19 protein-coding genes and 2 pseudogenes are annotated in these 15,763 nt (G+C 33.3%); all 21 read left to right on the forward strand.

Annotated elements, in window-relative coordinates; genetic code table 11:
• The first annotated feature begins 7 nt into the window (after positions 1-7).
• Positions 8-478: an SMI1/KNR4 family protein gene (locus JFT89_RS03560; protein WP_044584685.1), complete on the forward strand. Its 471-nt coding sequence runs from the start codon at positions 8-10 to the stop codon at positions 476-478.
• Positions 479-696: 218 nt separating this feature from the next.
• Positions 697-888: a hypothetical protein gene (locus JFT89_RS30085; protein WP_307838600.1), complete on the forward strand. Its 192-nt coding sequence runs from the start codon at positions 697-699 to the stop codon at positions 886-888.
• Positions 889-1,014: 126 nt separating this feature from the next.
• A pseudogene (locus tag JFT89_RS30580) lies at positions 1,015-1,086 on the forward strand (hypothetical protein); the annotation flags it as partial.
• 170 nt (positions 1,087-1,256) lie between these two features.
• On the forward strand, positions 1,257-1,673 hold the full coding sequence (locus JFT89_RS30585) for an HNH endonuclease (protein ID WP_242491079.1): 417 nt from the start codon (positions 1,257-1,259) through the stop codon (positions 1,671-1,673).
• Between the two features lie 14 nt (positions 1,674-1,687).
• Positions 1,688-2,157: pseudogene (locus JFT89_RS03575) on the forward strand (DUF6985 domain-containing protein).
• Between the two features lie 663 nt (positions 2,158-2,820).
• Positions 2,821-3,603: a recombinase family protein gene (locus JFT89_RS03580; RefSeq protein WP_098049496.1), complete on the forward strand. Its 783-nt coding sequence runs from the start codon at positions 2,821-2,823 to the stop codon at positions 3,601-3,603.
• Between the two features lie 158 nt (positions 3,604-3,761).
• The gene (locus JFT89_RS03585) at positions 3,762-4,997 is read left to right on the forward strand and encodes an IS110 family RNA-guided transposase (RefSeq protein WP_201039453.1); all 1,236 of its coding nucleotides are present in this window, start codon (positions 3,762-3,764) and stop codon (positions 4,995-4,997) included.
• A 125-nt stretch (positions 4,998-5,122) separates the two neighbouring features.
• Positions 5,123-5,659: an HNH endonuclease gene (locus tag JFT89_RS03590; protein WP_207197172.1), complete on the forward strand. Its 537-nt coding sequence runs from the start codon at positions 5,123-5,125 to the stop codon at positions 5,657-5,659.
• Complete coding sequence (locus tag JFT89_RS03595; RefSeq protein WP_201039454.1) at positions 5,656-6,147, forward strand: SMI1/KNR4 family protein; 492 nt, start codon at positions 5,656-5,658, stop codon at positions 6,145-6,147. Before JFT89_RS03590 ends, JFT89_RS03595 begins: the two co-directional genes overlap by 4 nt.
• 194 nt (positions 6,148-6,341) lie before the next feature.
• Positions 6,342-6,548, forward strand: a complete 207-nt coding sequence (locus JFT89_RS30590) for a hypothetical protein (protein ID WP_078185409.1) — start codon at positions 6,342-6,344, stop codon at positions 6,546-6,548.
• Between the two features lie 203 nt (positions 6,549-6,751).
• Entirely contained in the window at positions 6,752-7,537 is a 786-nt protein-coding gene (locus tag JFT89_RS03600) for a recombinase family protein (protein ID WP_201039523.1), read from the forward strand.
• Between the two features lie 156 nt (positions 7,538-7,693).
• Positions 7,694-8,929: an IS110 family RNA-guided transposase gene (locus JFT89_RS03605; protein WP_201039455.1), complete on the forward strand. Its 1,236-nt coding sequence runs from the start codon at positions 7,694-7,696 to the stop codon at positions 8,927-8,929.
• Between the two features lie 150 nt (positions 8,930-9,079).
• Complete coding sequence (locus tag JFT89_RS30090; RefSeq protein ID WP_002066144.1) at positions 9,080-9,403, forward strand: HNH endonuclease; 324 nt, start codon at positions 9,080-9,082, stop codon at positions 9,401-9,403.
• Between the two features lie 15 nt (positions 9,404-9,418).
• A complete protein-coding gene (locus JFT89_RS03615; protein ID WP_201039456.1) occupies positions 9,419-9,859 on the forward strand; it encodes an SMI1/KNR4 family protein in 441 nt (146 codons plus the stop codon).
• A 511-nt stretch (positions 9,860-10,370) separates the two neighbouring features.
• Positions 10,371-10,766: an immunity 22 family protein gene (locus tag JFT89_RS03620; RefSeq protein WP_002066146.1), complete on the forward strand. Its 396-nt coding sequence runs from the start codon at positions 10,371-10,373 to the stop codon at positions 10,764-10,766.
• Between the two features lie 215 nt (positions 10,767-10,981).
• Entirely contained in the window at positions 10,982-11,410 is a 429-nt protein-coding gene (locus JFT89_RS03625) for an SMI1/KNR4 family protein (RefSeq protein ID WP_002110795.1), read from the forward strand.
• A 49-nt stretch (positions 11,411-11,459) separates the two neighbouring features.
• Entirely contained in the window at positions 11,460-12,599 is a 1,140-nt protein-coding gene (locus tag JFT89_RS03630; protein ID WP_016095818.1) for a suppressor of fused domain protein, read from the forward strand.
• A gap of 343 nt (positions 12,600-12,942) precedes the next feature.
• Complete coding sequence (locus JFT89_RS03635; protein ID WP_201039457.1) at positions 12,943-13,599, forward strand: SMI1/KNR4 family protein; 657 nt, start codon at positions 12,943-12,945, stop codon at positions 13,597-13,599.
• A gap of 223 nt (positions 13,600-13,822) precedes the next feature.
• A complete protein-coding gene (locus JFT89_RS03640) occupies positions 13,823-14,443 on the forward strand; it encodes a hypothetical protein (protein ID WP_016095817.1) in 621 nt (206 codons plus the stop codon).
• Between the two features lie 113 nt (positions 14,444-14,556).
• Positions 14,557-15,210 carry an SMI1/KNR4 family protein gene (locus JFT89_RS03645; protein WP_016095816.1) on the forward strand — a complete coding sequence of 218 codons (654 nt, stop codon included), beginning with the start codon at positions 14,557-14,559 and terminating at the stop codon, positions 15,208-15,210.
• Between the two features lie 72 nt (positions 15,211-15,282).
• Positions 15,283-15,750 carry a DUF2004 domain-containing protein gene (locus JFT89_RS03650; protein WP_016095815.1) on the forward strand — a complete coding sequence of 156 codons (468 nt, stop codon included), beginning with the start codon at positions 15,283-15,285 and terminating at the stop codon, positions 15,748-15,750.
• The last annotated feature ends 13 nt before the right edge of the window (positions 15,751-15,763 follow it).

Raw genomic sequence — 15,763 nt, forward strand, 5'->3', positions numbered from 1 at the left:
GTTTTGAATGGAAATTAAAAAAGAATCTATAATTTATCCGTTACCGTCTGATAGTTTAATATTAAAGAAAGAAGAATTTTGGAGAGTTCAACTACCGGTAGATTATAAGAATTTCATAAAAGTTAATAATGGTGGTTCCCCAGAAAAGAAATCTTTTGTGTGTAATAACCATAGCTATGCAGTTATTAGGTTTTTATGTATTCTTGAAGCCCCAGAAAATATTGAAATAGGTATGTTTGATATTGATGTAACATGGACTCAGCTAGATGAGAGACTTACAGATGATGGAGATTTACTGGGAGTAGCTTTATTACCAATCGCTGTATTATTTGCCGGTGATTTTTTATGTTTAGATTTTAGAGAATCAAGAAATAACCCGAAAGTTTGTGTGTGGGATCATGAGAATTCTGCTGAACTTGAACCAGTAAGTCATCATGTTGCAGATACATTCGATGAATTTATGGGTATGCTTCACTAATACATCTATCTAGACAAATCACATGATTAAAACTAGATAAAGGAACTCCAAAAAGATTTTTGAGTGATACAGGAAAACAATGAGAAGCTTGAAAATAATGACTCATGATGGTTGTACCATCATAGAGTATTATGTGCAATGATAGAATAGAAAACAAGGTACAAGCTTAGGCGAGATGACATTTTACTGGATGATGAATATTAAGGCATGGAATGGACATAAAACTAACGAACTCGTACAAACTCGTAAGTTTTAACGTAGTAGTTGTCGCGACATATAAAAGGTGTCATACCGTTACTACAAAACTTACAAATTTATGCTACTTAAAAACATATGAACTTAAAGCACTTGATTGTCGACTAAAGGCAACGAGTGTTTTTTTAATAGATAGGTATGCTTTGAGTGTATAAAAATTATTTTTATGAATTAGGGCTAACAGAAATTACTAGTATTATATAATTGAAAATACATTAGTAAAAGATGTGAACTATTCCTCTTCATTAAAGGTGAAGAAGTAATACTTAATGGAAGGATAAAAAGAAGCTCATGATGCCCCTAAGGCGAGTATTCAGAGTAGGATCTCGAATTTGGAGAGTGGGGGGGTAAGGGTACGGGTAATAGAGAGGCTGAAGTTCCACCTGCTTTTAGACAAACTGATTTTGCTAGTTCTTATGAAGCAAGGTATAATCAGACACCTTCACCAGTTAATTCGAAGGTTGAATTTGAAGGAATCAGAGGAGAATCTTTAAGTACGCTTAAACCACCACCAGACCCTATATTGAAACGTATATTAGATGAAGCTGGGATTAAAGGTATTCAATATAAAAATGGAGTTCCTGATTTTTCGCCAGTATCAAAGGCGCAGGTAGAAATCAATTACATGGTAGGTGGCACTGCTGGATATGGATCAGCAGCAAGACGTCTTAATTTTACTCAAGCTGATGAAAAATTGGCTGAGCAATTGAATAATTCTCCTGAATTAGCACGTAAGTTTGGGATGGAATCTGGTGGAATTACATGGAAACAAATAGAGAAATATCGACGTGCAAATAAGTTAACTTGGCATGAATTGAATGATGTAAAGATAGTGCAACTTGTACCAACAGAGATCAACAGCAAATTTGGACATCTTGGTGGAGTAGGTGAAATCAATGCAGGAGCGTTTATGCCAAATGGATTTGCTAGTAAACAATAAAGGAGATATATATAATGAAAATAAATGATGCAATTTTTGGCGAACTTGAGTTTAATAATTATGATTGGATTGGATATAAAAACATTGAGTTTTTGGGAACGAAGTTAAGGTGGCGTTAATAGTTAGGGGAGAAGATGATGGTCAGTTTGAGGAAGAACAATATATGGCATATAATTTTTTAATAGAAAGATGGCAACAATTACAACAAAGTATTTTGGAGCCTATATTAGATTATTATAAACAAAAAAGATATGAACTTGGTTACGATGTTGAATCTAACGAAAATTATCCTTTAATAGAAACAGTTACTCAAATTCTCGAAAAAATAACCTTAGCTGGAATTTTTGTTCCAGATAATGACCTTATCGACTTTCTTGATATCGGACTTACGTTTGACTGTACATGGGATATGGAAAATGGATTAGGCCTTTGTCTTGTGAAAGGTGAAGTAACTGAGGTAGGTTATCAGGACGTTGTACTTTAAACTTTGGAGCCTATTTTTATAGAGACAATAAAATTGTTTTTTTAGTCATTCGGAATATATGGGCTGATTGAATTAAGGTATAGTTGAAGTGTACAAAAAAAGAAAAGGTCATTTTGAAGTACGCACTCCATGATGGTTGTACCATCATGGAGTACTATGTGCAATGATAGAATAGAAAACGAAATACGAGCTTAGGCGAGATGACATTTTACTGTGCGACGAATACAAAGACATGGAATGGACATAAAACTAACGAACTCGTACAAACTCGTAATTTTTAACGTAGTAGTTGTCACGACATATCAAAGGTGTCATACTGTCGCCATAAAACTTACAAATTTAATGCTACTTAAAAACACATGAACTTAAAGCACTTGATTGTCAATTAAAGGCAACAAGTGCTTTTTTGTGTTTTAGCGTAGAAATTTAAAAGAGTACTATAATTTTATAAATGCATTAAGTGTTAAATTTTTATTGTTGTTTTATAGATTGTAATGGCTATGTACAGTGTATGACGATAGTAGAGGAAAAATAAAGGGTTGTGTTATTTTTTGAAGTCATCGTACAGTGTGTTGTAACGGATGCATATTACGCACAAGTTAGCCGCAAAAAACGGGTAAACGTTACAGGGATTGTAATTGCTGTAACGGGAGGGAGTTTGATATGGAAGGGAAAGTTGTTGGTTATGTACGAGTTTCAACAGAAGGACAAGTGCGTGAAGGTTATAGCTTAACGTATCAAGTTGAAGAAATCGAACGGTACTGCACTGAAAATAAACTACAACTGCTTCACATATACGAAGATAAAGGAATTAGCGGAGCGACAGTAGATGAAGATGGATTAACAGTTGAACGTGAAAGCTTACAAGAACTATTGTCAGATATGGCATATCAACAAGTGAAGCACGTGATAGTACTCAATACATCTCGGTTATGGCGCTCTGATATGGCAAAAGTGTTAATACAACGAGAGCTAAAGAAACATGCGGTTGATGTGAAAGCAATTGAACAACCGAATTATAGTATATATGCACATGACCCTAATGACTTTTTAGTAAATGGCATGTTAGAACTATTAGATCAATATCAACGTCTTGAAATTGCATTAAAACTAAGTCGAGGCAGAAAGAAGAAAGCAGAACAAGGTGGATATGCAGGTGGCGGTGTGATGTTTGGTTACAGGGCAAATAAAGGACAAAAAGTGTTAGAAGTGGATACTAATAAAGCAATCGTTGTACGTAGACTATTTGAGCTACGACACTTTTTTAAGCATTGGTCACTTACTCAATTGGCAGAAAGACTGAATATGGAAGGCTATTGTACACAGAAAGGGAAGCGGTTTACGAAAGTACAAGTGAAACGCATGTTAGACCGAGAGAACTTTTATCGAGGGGTATATACATACGGGCAAATACAAACAAATGGGAAACATCCAGCAATTATATAACAGTCTTACTTAAAAAAATCGCTCATTTTACTATATGTACTTATGAAATTATGAAAATGGATAGGCTTGCGTACCTATGCGCATCGGAAGATGAACGCTCGAACTAAGGTTGCCGACATTTTTATATATGACTAAATCATTGAATAGAGGGATGAGTTATGCATAATAGGCAGAACTATTTGTATGTAGGAGTAGATTTACATAAGGAGCATCATACGGCTGTTATTATTAATTGTTGGCAAGAGAAATTAGGAGAAATAAAATTTGATAATAAACCATCTGCATTTTCGAAGTTTTTATTAGAAGTAGAGACATATGTGTGTGATGGGATAACTGTTGTATTTGGTTTAGAGGATGTTGGTGGTTATGGAAGAGCGTTAGCGAAATATTTAGTAGATCATGAACAAATAGTGAAAGAAGTAAATCCGGCTTTATCATTTTTAGAACGAAAAAGCCAAGTGATGATACAAAAAAATGATAGTTGGGATGCGGAATGTGTAGCACGCATACTGGTAAACAAATTTAATCAATTGCCAGATGCAAAGCCAAACGATTTATTTTGGTCGATACAACAACTAGTATCAAGAAGGAATGCATTAGTAAAAGCACAAAGTGCGTTAAAGAACCAACTACATATTCAATTAAACCATCATTATCCAAGTTATAAAAAGTTTTTCTCAGAATTAGATGGGAAAACAGCATTAGCGTTTTGGCAGCAATATCCGTCACCCTCTTGTTTAGAGGGGGCGAATATAAAGCAATTAACAGCTTTTTTATTAGATGTTAGCAACAATACATGTTCAGTAAAGAAAGCAAGCGACATATTAAAACTTGTAAAAGAAGATGGACAAACAATGAAAGAGTATCAAGAAATGCGAAACTTTTTAGTAAGAAGTATTGTACGGGAGATTGAGTTTAAAAAGAAGGAAATGAAATACATCGAAAGAGAATTAAAACAGCTAGTAAATCTACTAGATTATCAATTAGAGACGATGCCGGGAATAGAACTTGTGACGGCATCAGCATTAATAGCTGAGATAGGAGATATAAGACGATTTCTAAATGCCAATAAATTAGCACGATTTGCGGGGATTGCGCCTGTTTACTTTGGTTCTGGTGGGAAAGGTAAGACACATAAAAGCAAACAAGGAAACAGGGCGTTACACGCTTTATTTTATAATTTAGCTGTACAGCAAGTGCAAGTAGCGAAAGGAAGTAAGTTACCTAGAAACCCAGTGTTTCATGCATACTATCAAAAGAAGCTTAAAGAGGGCAAAACCAAAGGACAAGCATTGGTATGTATTATGAGAAGACTTGTAAACATTGTATATGGCATGATGAAATATAAAACAGCTTATGAATTGCCGGTAGTGGAAGAAAAAGAAGTAGTTTAATAAGGTTTACATGGTTTGTTTTTTTATTGTGAGGGTTTAAGATTACAACATAGGGTACGGGTAACGCTGTTCATAGATCTGAAATTGACGAAGTAATTAAAAATAATTACGATAAAGACGGAAACTTGATTAATAGATCAATTGTTCCTAAGGGATATGATAGTGTTGAAGATTTCTTAAAACAAGTAGATGATACTACCATCAAAGAATTTGGGTATGATAGTGTTGAAGAATTTAAATCAGTGGTAGGATATGTTGATGACTTTTTAAACGCTTCACCTAAAAATAATATAATTAATAAAGGATTGGCAGGAGGAACACATGTGCAGGGTGTAGACTATGATGTGTTAGGTTTTCCTATTTTTAAAGGAGATAACTTAAAATTTACGTTAAAATTAAAGGAAGAATATTATGTTATGAAAGATACAGATCAGTTTAAAGAGTGTACAAGGATATTAAAAAAGGCAATTGAAGAAGGTAAAGTACCAAGGGAACTTTTTACTCCACAACAGCTTAATCAGATTGAAAAGGGGAGAGCAAGAATAAAGGGGCTTACTTGGCACCATCATCAGGTTCCTGGAAAGATGCAATTAGTATTAACAGATATTCATGGGGTTAACCATCTTGGTGGAAATAAATTATGGGGAGAGGGTATTAGATGAGAAAAGATTTAGAGTGGGAATATGCTGATGCAGAAGTATCAGAAACTAAGATTAAAGAAATTGGATTACAATTAGGCTTCCAGTTACCTCAAGATTATATTGATTGTGTAAAAATAAATGGAGGTGCGAGTGTATTACCAGAAGAATTTAATGTAGGCAATGTAGAGCGTTGCTTTGGTAGTTTATTTAGTTTTGATGAGGAAAGTAGTGAGTACATTATTAAAAAGTATGAAATATACAAACCTACGCTTCCGCAAAAGATTTTCCCTATTGCAATTGATCCAGCTGGAAATTTAATATGTTTAGATTATAAAAATAATACAGAAAACCCAATTGTAGTTTTTTGGGAGCATGAGAATGCTGGCGAAAAAGAAATGTTAATGCGTCAAGAAGGTCTAATAGAAGCGCAAGTAGAAGAACTGGCAAGAGAAAATGTATTTTACATTGCTGATACATTTACTGATTTTTTAAGTGAATTACACGATTGAAAAATATAATGATGAATGAAAAATAAAGTTTATGTGAAGTGGATAGAAAAAATAATAGGGTGTTTGAAAATAGATACTCCATGATGGTTGTACCATCATAGAGTGTTATGTGCAATGATAGAATAGAAAATAAAGTACGAGCTTAGGCGAGATGACATTTTACCGGGTGATAAATATAAACACATGGAATGTATATTAAACTAACGAACTCGTACAAACTCGTAAGTTTTAATATAGTATTTGTCATGATGTACAAAAGGTGTCATACTGTTACTACAAAACTTACAAATTTACGCTACTTAAAAATATATGAACTTAAAGCACTTGATTGTCAACTAAAGGCAACAAGTGCTTTTTTGCGTTTTAGGATAGAAATAGGTAGACACATTATAATTTTATAAGTGCACGAAGTATTAAATTTTTATAGATTGTAATGGCTTTGTACAGTGTATAACGAGAGTAGAAGAAAAAATAAAGGGTTGTATTATGTTTTGAAGTCATCGTAAAGTACGTTTTAACGGATTTACGTTACGAACACGTTATCCGCAAAAAAACGGGTTAACGTTACAGGGACTCAAATTACTGTAACGGGAGGGAATTTATGATGGGAAAGAAAGTAGTTGGTTACATACGAGTTTCAACGGAAGGACAAGTACGTGATGGGTATAGTTTAGCGTATCAAGTAGAAGAGATTGAACGTTACTGTAACGAAAATAATTTAGAACTACTTCGTGTGTATGAAGATAGAGGATTAAGCGGAGCGACTGTTGATGAAGAGGGATTAACAGTTGAACGTGATGGACTACAAGAGCTATTGTCGGATATGGCGTATAAACAAGTAAGCTATGTTGTTGTGTTGAATACATCACGATTGTGGCGCTCTGATATGGTGAAAGTATTAATACAACGAGAACTAAAGAAACATGAAGTAGATGTGAAGGCAATTGAACAATCAAGCTATAGTATTTACATACATGAGCCAAATGACTTTTTGGTGAATGGCATGTTAGAGCTATTAGACCAATACCAACGACTTGAAATTGCATTGAAGCTAAGTAGAGGTAGAAAGAAGAAGGCTGAACAAGGTGGATATGCAGGTGGTGGTGTATTGTTTGGCTACAAGGCAACAAAAGGACAAAAGGTGTTAGAAGTAGATGGTGAGAAAGCAGTAGTTGTACGTAGACTATTTGAATTACGACACTTTTTTAAACATTGGTCACTTACGCAATTGGCAGAACAATTGAATGTGGAAGGCTACTGCACAGCGAAAGGTAAACAATTTACGAAAGTACAAGTGAAACGCATGTTAGATAGAGAGAATTTTTATCGTGGCATGTATAAATACGGAAAAATACAAACAAAAGGACAACATGCAGCAATTATTTTATAAATTCACTTAAAAAATTAGCTCATTTTACTATACATACTACTAGAGTGATGAAAAATGGATAGGCTTGCGTACCTATGCGCATCGGAAGATGAACGCTCGAACTAAGGTTGCCGACATTTTTATATATGACTAAATCATTGAATAGAGGGATGAGTTATGCATAATAGACAGAACTATTTGTATGTAGGAGTAGATTTACATAAGGAGCATCATACGGCTGTTATTATTAATTGTTGGCAAGAGAAATTAGGAGAAATACAATTTGAGAATAAACCATCTGCATTTTCGAAGTTTTTATTAGAAGTAGAGACATATGTGAGTGATGGTTTATCAGTTGTATTTGGTTTAGAGGATGTTGGCGGTTATGGAAGAGCATTAGCGAAATATTTAGTAGATCATGAACAAGTAGTGAAAGAAGTAAATCCAGCTTTATCATTTTTAGAACGAAAGAGCCAAGTGATGATACAAAAAAATGATAGTTGGGATGCGGAATGCGTAGCCCGTATACTAATAAATAAGTTAAATCAATTACCAGATGCAAAGCCAAACGATTTATTTTGGTCGATACAACAACTAGTGTCAAGAAGGAATGCATTAGTAAAAGCACAAAGTGCATTAAAGAACCAATTACATATTCAATTAAACCACCATTATCCAAGTTATAAAAAGTTTTTCTCAGAGTTAGATGGAAAAACAGCATTAGCATTTTGGGAGCAATATCCGTCACCCTCTTGTTTAGAGGGGACGAATATAAAGCAATTAACAGCTTTTTTATTAGATGTTAGCAACAATACATGTTCAGTAAAGAAAGCAAGTGAAATATTAAGGCTTGTGAAAGAAGATGGACAAACAATGAAAGAGTATCAAGAAATGCGAAACTTTTTAGTAAGAAGTATTGTACGGGAGATTGAGTTTAAAAAGAAGGAAATGAAATACATCGAAAGAGAATTAAAACAGCTAATAAATCTACTAGATTATCAATTAGAGACGATGCCGGGAATAGAACTTGTGACTGCATCAGCATTAATTGCAGAAATTGGGGATGTAAGACGATTTCTAAATGCCAATAAATTAGCACGATTTGCGGGGATTGCACCTGTTTACTTTGGTTCTGGTGGGAAAGGTAAGGGACATAAAAGCAAACAAGGAAACAGGGCGTTACACGCTTTATTTTATAATTTAGCTGTACAACAAGTGCAAGTAGCGAGAGGAAGTAAGTTACCTAGAAACCCAGTGTTTCATGCATATTATCAAAAGAAACTTAAAGAGGGGAAAACAAAAGGACAAGCATTGGTATGTATTATGAGAAGGCTTGTAAACATTGTATATGGCATGATGAAATATAAAACAGCTTATGAATTGCCGGTAGTAGAAGAAAAAGAAGTAGTTTAATAAGGTTTACATGGTTTGTTTTTTTATTGTGAGGGTTTAAGATTACAACATAGGGTACGGGTAAAAATCCAGAAATAGTGAAGTTTACAGAGGAACAATTATCTACGAAACCTCTATATTCTAGAGATCCTGAAAAATGGCAGAAAAAAGGTGGGAAAATCGGAAATTAACGAGGAAGGAATATGGACTTATATTGATTGGGAGATCCCTCCAAATCAAGTTTCTTATCCTGGAGGTTTTCCGGACTTTAAATCTGCTGGGTTGGTAAGACAAGAAGTTCCGATAGGTGAATTTAATAGATATGATATTGACTTTGCTAAGGCTGATGAATTAGCTCCAAACGGACCGAAATTAGATGAAAACACATGGCACCATCATGAAGATTTAACAACAATGCAAGAAGTTAATAAAGAGATGCACAGAAGATTTCGACATATGGGTGGAATGTCATTAGCTAAGAAGTTAAAAGATTAAATGGGAGTGAAATAAATGAATTTAAATGCTTTTGGTAAAGCAGCAGAAGAATCGATTGAAGAATTAGAAGAGTTTTTAGGATTTTTACTTCCGGAAGATTATAAAGAATTTTTAAGTAAATATAACGGAGGTACTTCGAAAGTTAGATATAGTAAATTTTTTGTTAAAGAATTAAATCATGAAATTCCTTTAGATGTTTTGTATGGTATAGGTGTAACAAGAACTTTGGATTTAAGTGAAGGCTATGAAGAGTTTGAAGAAGATATGTTACCGAACAGTTTAATAATAGGAGATGATCCGGGTTCAGGATTAATTGTACTTATTACAGATTCTGAAAACTATGGTGTGTATTATTGGGATCACTCTTTTTATTTCCCGCAATCTAGTGAAGAAGAAAATACGTATAAAATAGCTGATAGCTTTAAGGATTTTATTAATGGATTGAAGAATCCTTAATCATTAACTTTTGTATATTGTAATTAATAATTAAGAGGTTAAGCAAATATACGAAATGAATTACAGTGACTTTATAAATACTAAAACTATACTTTACACATGAGAATGTCAAAAGTTGTGGTGCGTGGTTAAAGATAACAAGCATATATGTAGATGAGTAAAAAATAAAGTATATTTGCAGTGGAAAGAAAAAGAATAGGCTGTTAGAAAGTACGTACTTCATGATGGTTGGACCATCATAGGGTACAATGTGCAATGATAGAATAGAAAACAAAGTACGAGCTTAGGCGAGATGACATTTTACCGAGCGATAAATATAAACACATGGAATGTATACTAAACTAACGAACTCGTACAAATTGAAAATGAAAAAATAAGATTTATTAATAATTTAACTGGTAAATAATTGAAACATCTAAAAAGAATTTAAGAACCTGATTACAATATATCTTAAAAAGTGAGCCTGATTTATTACTATTAGAACATAGAAAAATTGGAAAGGAGGATTAATATGGAAAGTCCAGGAGCTGTTTCTCTTTGGTTTGGAAATTGTACTAGCAAAATGGTGTTAAGAAAGTATGTAGAAATAAAATATGATAATGAAGGGAACAGGATTCCTTCGCGTTTTATGACTGATTTTCAAATAGATTTCATTGAGTATAACCAAGACTTATTAGAATGTACATATAATGAACATGTTACATCTTCTTTGTCTGAATTACTACAGAATGCTTCGTATTCTGAATCAATTATAAGTGAACTTATAGACTTTTATGGTGAAAGTTTAGAAGAACAATACAATACTGTCATTAGGTTATATGATTTTGAGTATGAAGAACTTGTTGAAGAAGCAAAACTGGATGGTAGGAACTTTAAGTATATAGGATCGGTAATTTATGAAGATTAGAAATTTAATGTAATGGTATTGAAGGACTTTAAAATGATATCGGGAGTTTCTAAGTTAGGAAGATGAAATATTAAAGGAGGTTTCACAGATCTTATAAACAATGTATTTATACCTTCGACATAGTAGTCCTGCAAATACATATTCGGATATGAATTACTTTATTTTTACTGTATATACGGAGAGTTATATGCTAAGTATGAAAGGGGCGATTATTAATGAACATACTACATAACATCAGTGATATGTATACAATTGATAATAAAGAACCTCCTTCGAAAGAAGAAATTAAAGCGCTTCAGCATTTCTCAGTAATAGATGTGCCTACAGAATATATAGAAATGATTCAGCTAGCTTCAAATGTTGAAATTAATGTTAACGGCCAAATGTATATTAGGATATGGGGAGCTTCGGATTGCATAGAAATGAATGAAGCTTATAAAGTGCAGAATTACCTTCTTCATTCACTCGCAATTGGTGATGATGAAGGTGGGGGTGGATTAATTTATCTACAAGGTAAAGATGGTTTTGGTATATATTATAACAGTTTTGGAAATTTGGACATGGAGGATGCGGTTAAAATTGCACCATCTCTAACCGAGTTATTAGTAAATAATGTTGGTGTGAATATCTTATTAGACATTTGAAAACATGTAGAGACTTTGGCGTTATAGTTCAAAGAAGGGGAAAGAAAGTATGAGTACAATACAAATTTCAAAAGAGATTCGTTCAGCTATAAAAAGCGGTAATCTTGAAAAAGTCGTTGAATTAATTGGCTCTAATATAGAAGTGTTACATATGATAACCCCTTTTGGAACGTGGCTTCACGTTGCTGCTTCTAGAGGGGAATTAAATATAGTAAAAAAATTAATAGAGCTTGGTTTAAATGTAAATGCGTTAGGTGGCGTATATGGTGGTGGAGCGTTAAATGTAGCTGCTTCCAAAGGACATATTAGCGTAGTAAAATATTTGTTGGCTTGTGGGGCGGAATTGGATATAAGTGATCCAATAAAAAATCCATTGTTTGGAGCAATAAGTAATGGAAATCCTGATATCGCAAAACTTTTAATCGAAAGCGGAATAGATGTTGATGTTAAATATAGCGGTGAGTCAATTAAGGGTATGGATGCATTAGCTTTTGCAAGAGAACAAGGACAAGTGGAGATTGTTAAGGTAATAGAAGAATGGACTTCTACTATAACTGAAACAAGTGATAGTAACCAAGATTATCATAATGAAATTTTAGAGCAAGTTACTAAACAATTTGGTGCGATTCAAAATACAATCAGTGAGATTGTTCCTGGGAGTAGAGTGTCAGTCAATATTCATGTTATTCCTGCTTCAATGAATCAAGATTTTGTAACTCTTGTAACGACAGGTATGAGTGATGAGCCTATGGGTTACTCAAGTGAAGACAGTGAATTTAAATATGCAGAATTATTATTGAAATTACCTTCAAGTTGGATAATTGGGAAAGAGAATATGAAGGATCAAAACAACTATTGGCCCTTTGCATGGTTAAGAAAATTAGCTCATATTCCACATGTATATGGCGGGTGGCTCGATGAAGGGGTAATTCTTCCAAATGGGGAACCTCCACAACCATTTGCGGCGAATACAAAGTTATCATGTATAATGGTATGTCGTTCTCAAGAATTGGGACTACATACAATCCAAGGTAAAGAGGGACGTATAAATATTTATACCCTCGTTCCTATTTATGAAGAGGAAAGAACTCTTGTGTTAAAAAAGGGGCATGAGTACCTGCTTAATAAAATGAGTGAACATGGTATTACAGATGTTTTAGATATAAACAGGATAAATGTTGGTTTATAGAAAGAGTTGTAGATGCCAATTTGAAATAAAGTCGTGACGTTTTAAAGAATGTTACGATGTTCTAAAGTTTGTTTAGATCCTGTTTTACAGGGTTTTTTTATTAAACTAAGGAGCAGTTTCGGTGCAAAAGGATTTTACAATAATAACATCGAATTTATTAAGTAAAGTATAGGGCATTATTGTAATTTGTTTTCTAATAGCTATAGGGAATACAGCAAAGATATATTTATGTGAGGTAAAGAAAAAATAACAATATCTATTATTAATATTCTTGGCTTAGTTGGTTGGTAAACAACCAGATACAAAAGAATACATATAAAGTATGAATAGGGATGTAGTAAAAATGACAATGATACAATTTAATTCTTATCATCAAAAAGGAGAGATAAAGAGAAATTTAGAACTTATTAACTTAGAACATAAAAAAATTAGAGAGTATGTAAATTTTGATGTATGTTCTTTTGAGCAATTAGATGAATTTCAAGTAGGATACAGCATTGACACCGATGGAAACTCCCTTGTAACCGATGAGGAAGATACTTGGGATGCAAATTGGATTGTTATTGCATATGAAACTATGTGTGGAGATCCAATTATTATTGATTTAAATGAGGAAGGATATCCTATATCTTCAATCATGCACGGAATGGACAGTTGGAGTGGTGGCGATTTTCTTGCAGATTCCATGGACTCATTTATTAATTTTATGAAAGATATAGGTGATTTTCTTACTGAGAAACAAGTGTTAGAAGGTAAAAGAATGATACAAACTAAAGAATTAGAAATATTGCTAAATGAGTTTTTGGAAAGAAATAAATTTACTGATTTTGAAATATGGCACTCTTTATTAAGTCCATTATTTGATATTGCAGAAGAATATGAGCAAACAATGGAGATAAAAGTAAAAAAGATGAAGGAAGAAGGAAAGAAAATAACGGAAATTGCCCACATGCTTAATATAAAACCTAAAGAAGTGTATGAGTATATTAAGAAAGTTTAATAGCAACTCTTCAATTTTAAGAGAATAATCAGGCACGATGATGGAGCGATACAGCCAGAAAATGCTCGAATTTTTATAAAGCCGAAACAAAAAATCTGCTGAAGAAGAATCTATTTTGATCAATCTTTTTTCAAAATGGATTCTTTTTATTTATGGTAAAACTTAGGATTAAGAGTTGTTTTTGATTAGACTTTAGGGCATTGGGGCTTCGAGGCAGCTCTGCATGAGTAAAGATACTTACAAAAAATCAATGAAATTCAAAAGAATATCCATAAGTGAATACAGTGTGGAGAAGGGGAATGAAGGACGACGGACGAGAAAGGTGGCTACAGGGATGAAGTATGGTGAAAATACTAAGTTAGTTGAGGAAGTTATCGAGTATATACAAAAAAGAAGCTTATTTGATAGGGATGATATAAAGTTACATCAATTATTACATGACATTGAAATGATTCATGATTTTGATAAAGCACAGGAATTGGCTTGGTCTCAAGATTTGGATGTTACCCAAATCGTTTGGGATGATATGAAATCGGATGAAAGTGCAAAATTATTAGAAGGAACTTATAACCCTAATATGGAATCAAAAAAAGATATGTTATATGAAGTTTTTGCTGATAACTATAATTATTATCAGGAGTTTATTTCTATTGATCATATAAATATTCTTGAAGAAGTAGAAAGAGATCTTGAGATGTGTGCACTAAATCGTTTAGTAAATGGAAAAGTGGATAATTTTTATGAAAAGGTATTTAAGGTGTATAAAATGGGAGGATGGCCTTGTGGATGGAACGGTGAGTACATGAAAGGGAAAATGATTGTCTACTTACCAAATGAAAAATGAAGACTTACATACCGACATACTTTATGAATTTAATGAACTCTATTGCGAAACGATTATAGAGAGATGACAGGCGATATGTTTAAATATATTGATAGTTTAGGAGGGATTATTAAATGATTAATCTATTTAATATTCCAGATTTGATAGAAAATTCAGCAGCGAGTGATATTGAAATTCAAGCAGTAGAAAATCGCATGAATGTTACATTACCAAATGTATATAAGGGTTTATTGAGATGTGCAAATGGCTTTTCAATCGGTGGTGGGTTACTTATTTATGGTACGGAGCATATTGCAGAAAGGAACGAGGTTTGGGAAGTAAATGAGTATGCGATGGGGTATGTCTCAATTGGTGATGACGGTGGCGGTAATGTATTTTTAATGGCTCAGCATGCAGAGGAAAAAGGGGTGTTAGTAATTGGTTCTGGGGATATGAATCCAAGCCATGCTACTGTAATTACCGCTGATTTTAAAAAATGGGTAAATAGTGGTTGTGTAAGTGAAATAGAACAGAAAACGATAAATAATTCGTCTGATATTTGTAATATAGTGTTAGTGAAAACTCCTAGTGAAGGTTTGAAAGATTTAATAAGAATAAAGAGCGTATTAGGGCTTGAGATTGCCGCGGTAGATTTGCTAAAGGGTTCAAAAAATCTTCCTTATGTATTAGTAGAGAGATTTCCATACGGTAAGGCGAAAAAACTCATTGGAAAATTAGCAATTGATAGTACTATACTGAGTATAGAAGTGGCTGGAAAAAACAGTTAATATTAGAGGGTAACTTTCATATGATTAGAGAAATCGATATGGATCCAAGAGAGTAAACAGGGAGAGTTAAACATGATCATAAATGATGTGGTTTTTGGTGAGATTGAATATACATATGGATGGGTTAAGGACATTACCGTTGAATTTTGTGGAAAAGAAGTTGAAATAGCATTGATAGTTAAAGGTGAAAAAGACGGTAAGTTTGATGAAGAACAATATATTGCTTATAATTCATTATTGCAAAATTGGGAACAATTGCAGCAAGTTTTTTTACAAGCGATTTTAGACTATTACAAGCAAGAGCGTCAACAATTAGGATATGATATTGGATTTAATGAAAATTATCCGCATATTGAAACAATTGATCAGTTACTTAATAGGATCACTTTAGTTGGAATTGTAGTCCCATATGGAGATATTAATAAAGAGCGAGATATTGGGATAACTTTCGATTGTACATGGGATACAGAGAATGGACTTGGGCTACGTCTATTAAATGAAAAAGTAACTGAAGTGGGGTATCAAGACGTTGCCATTTAACTTTTAATCTAAG

Source organism: Bacillus sp. TH25, from assembly GCF_016650935.1.
GTDB lineage: Bacteria > Bacillota > Bacilli > Bacillales > Bacillaceae_G > Bacillus_A > Bacillus_A mycoides.

Excerpts from the sequence above, each read along its gene's own strand:
- JFT89_RS03560 (WP_044584685.1), top strand. The coding sequence starts at position 8 with ATGGAAATTAAAAAAGAATCTATAATTTATCCGTTACCGTCTGATAGT.
- JFT89_RS03580 (WP_098049496.1), top strand. The coding sequence starts at position 2,821 with ATGGAAGGGAAAGTTGTTGGTTATGTACGAGTTTCAACAGAAGGACAA.
- JFT89_RS03585 (WP_201039453.1), top strand. The coding sequence starts at position 3,762 with ATGCATAATAGGCAGAACTATTTGTATGTAGGAGTAGATTTACATAAG.
- JFT89_RS03595 (WP_201039454.1), top strand. The coding sequence starts at position 5,656 with ATGAGAAAAGATTTAGAGTGGGAATATGCTGATGCAGAAGTATCAGAA.
- JFT89_RS03600 (WP_201039523.1), top strand. The coding sequence starts at position 6,752 with ATGGGAAAGAAAGTAGTTGGTTACATACGAGTTTCAACGGAAGGACAA.
- JFT89_RS03605 (WP_201039455.1), top strand. The coding sequence starts at position 7,694 with ATGCATAATAGACAGAACTATTTGTATGTAGGAGTAGATTTACATAAG.
- JFT89_RS03615 (WP_201039456.1), top strand. The coding sequence starts at position 9,419 with ATGAATTTAAATGCTTTTGGTAAAGCAGCAGAAGAATCGATTGAAGAA.
- JFT89_RS03620 (WP_002066146.1), top strand. The coding sequence starts at position 10,371 with ATGGAAAGTCCAGGAGCTGTTTCTCTTTGGTTTGGAAATTGTACTAGC.
- JFT89_RS03625 (WP_002110795.1), top strand. The coding sequence starts at position 10,982 with ATGAACATACTACATAACATCAGTGATATGTATACAATTGATAATAAA.
- JFT89_RS03630 (WP_016095818.1), top strand. The coding sequence starts at position 11,460 with ATGAGTACAATACAAATTTCAAAAGAGATTCGTTCAGCTATAAAAAGC.
- JFT89_RS03635 (WP_201039457.1), top strand. The coding sequence starts at position 12,943 with ATGACAATGATACAATTTAATTCTTATCATCAAAAAGGAGAGATAAAG.
- JFT89_RS03640 (WP_016095817.1), top strand. The coding sequence starts at position 13,823 with ATGAGTAAAGATACTTACAAAAAATCAATGAAATTCAAAAGAATATCC.
- JFT89_RS03645 (WP_016095816.1), top strand. The coding sequence starts at position 14,557 with ATGATTAATCTATTTAATATTCCAGATTTGATAGAAAATTCAGCAGCG.
- JFT89_RS03650 (WP_016095815.1), top strand. The coding sequence starts at position 15,283 with ATGATCATAAATGATGTGGTTTTTGGTGAGATTGAATATACATATGGA.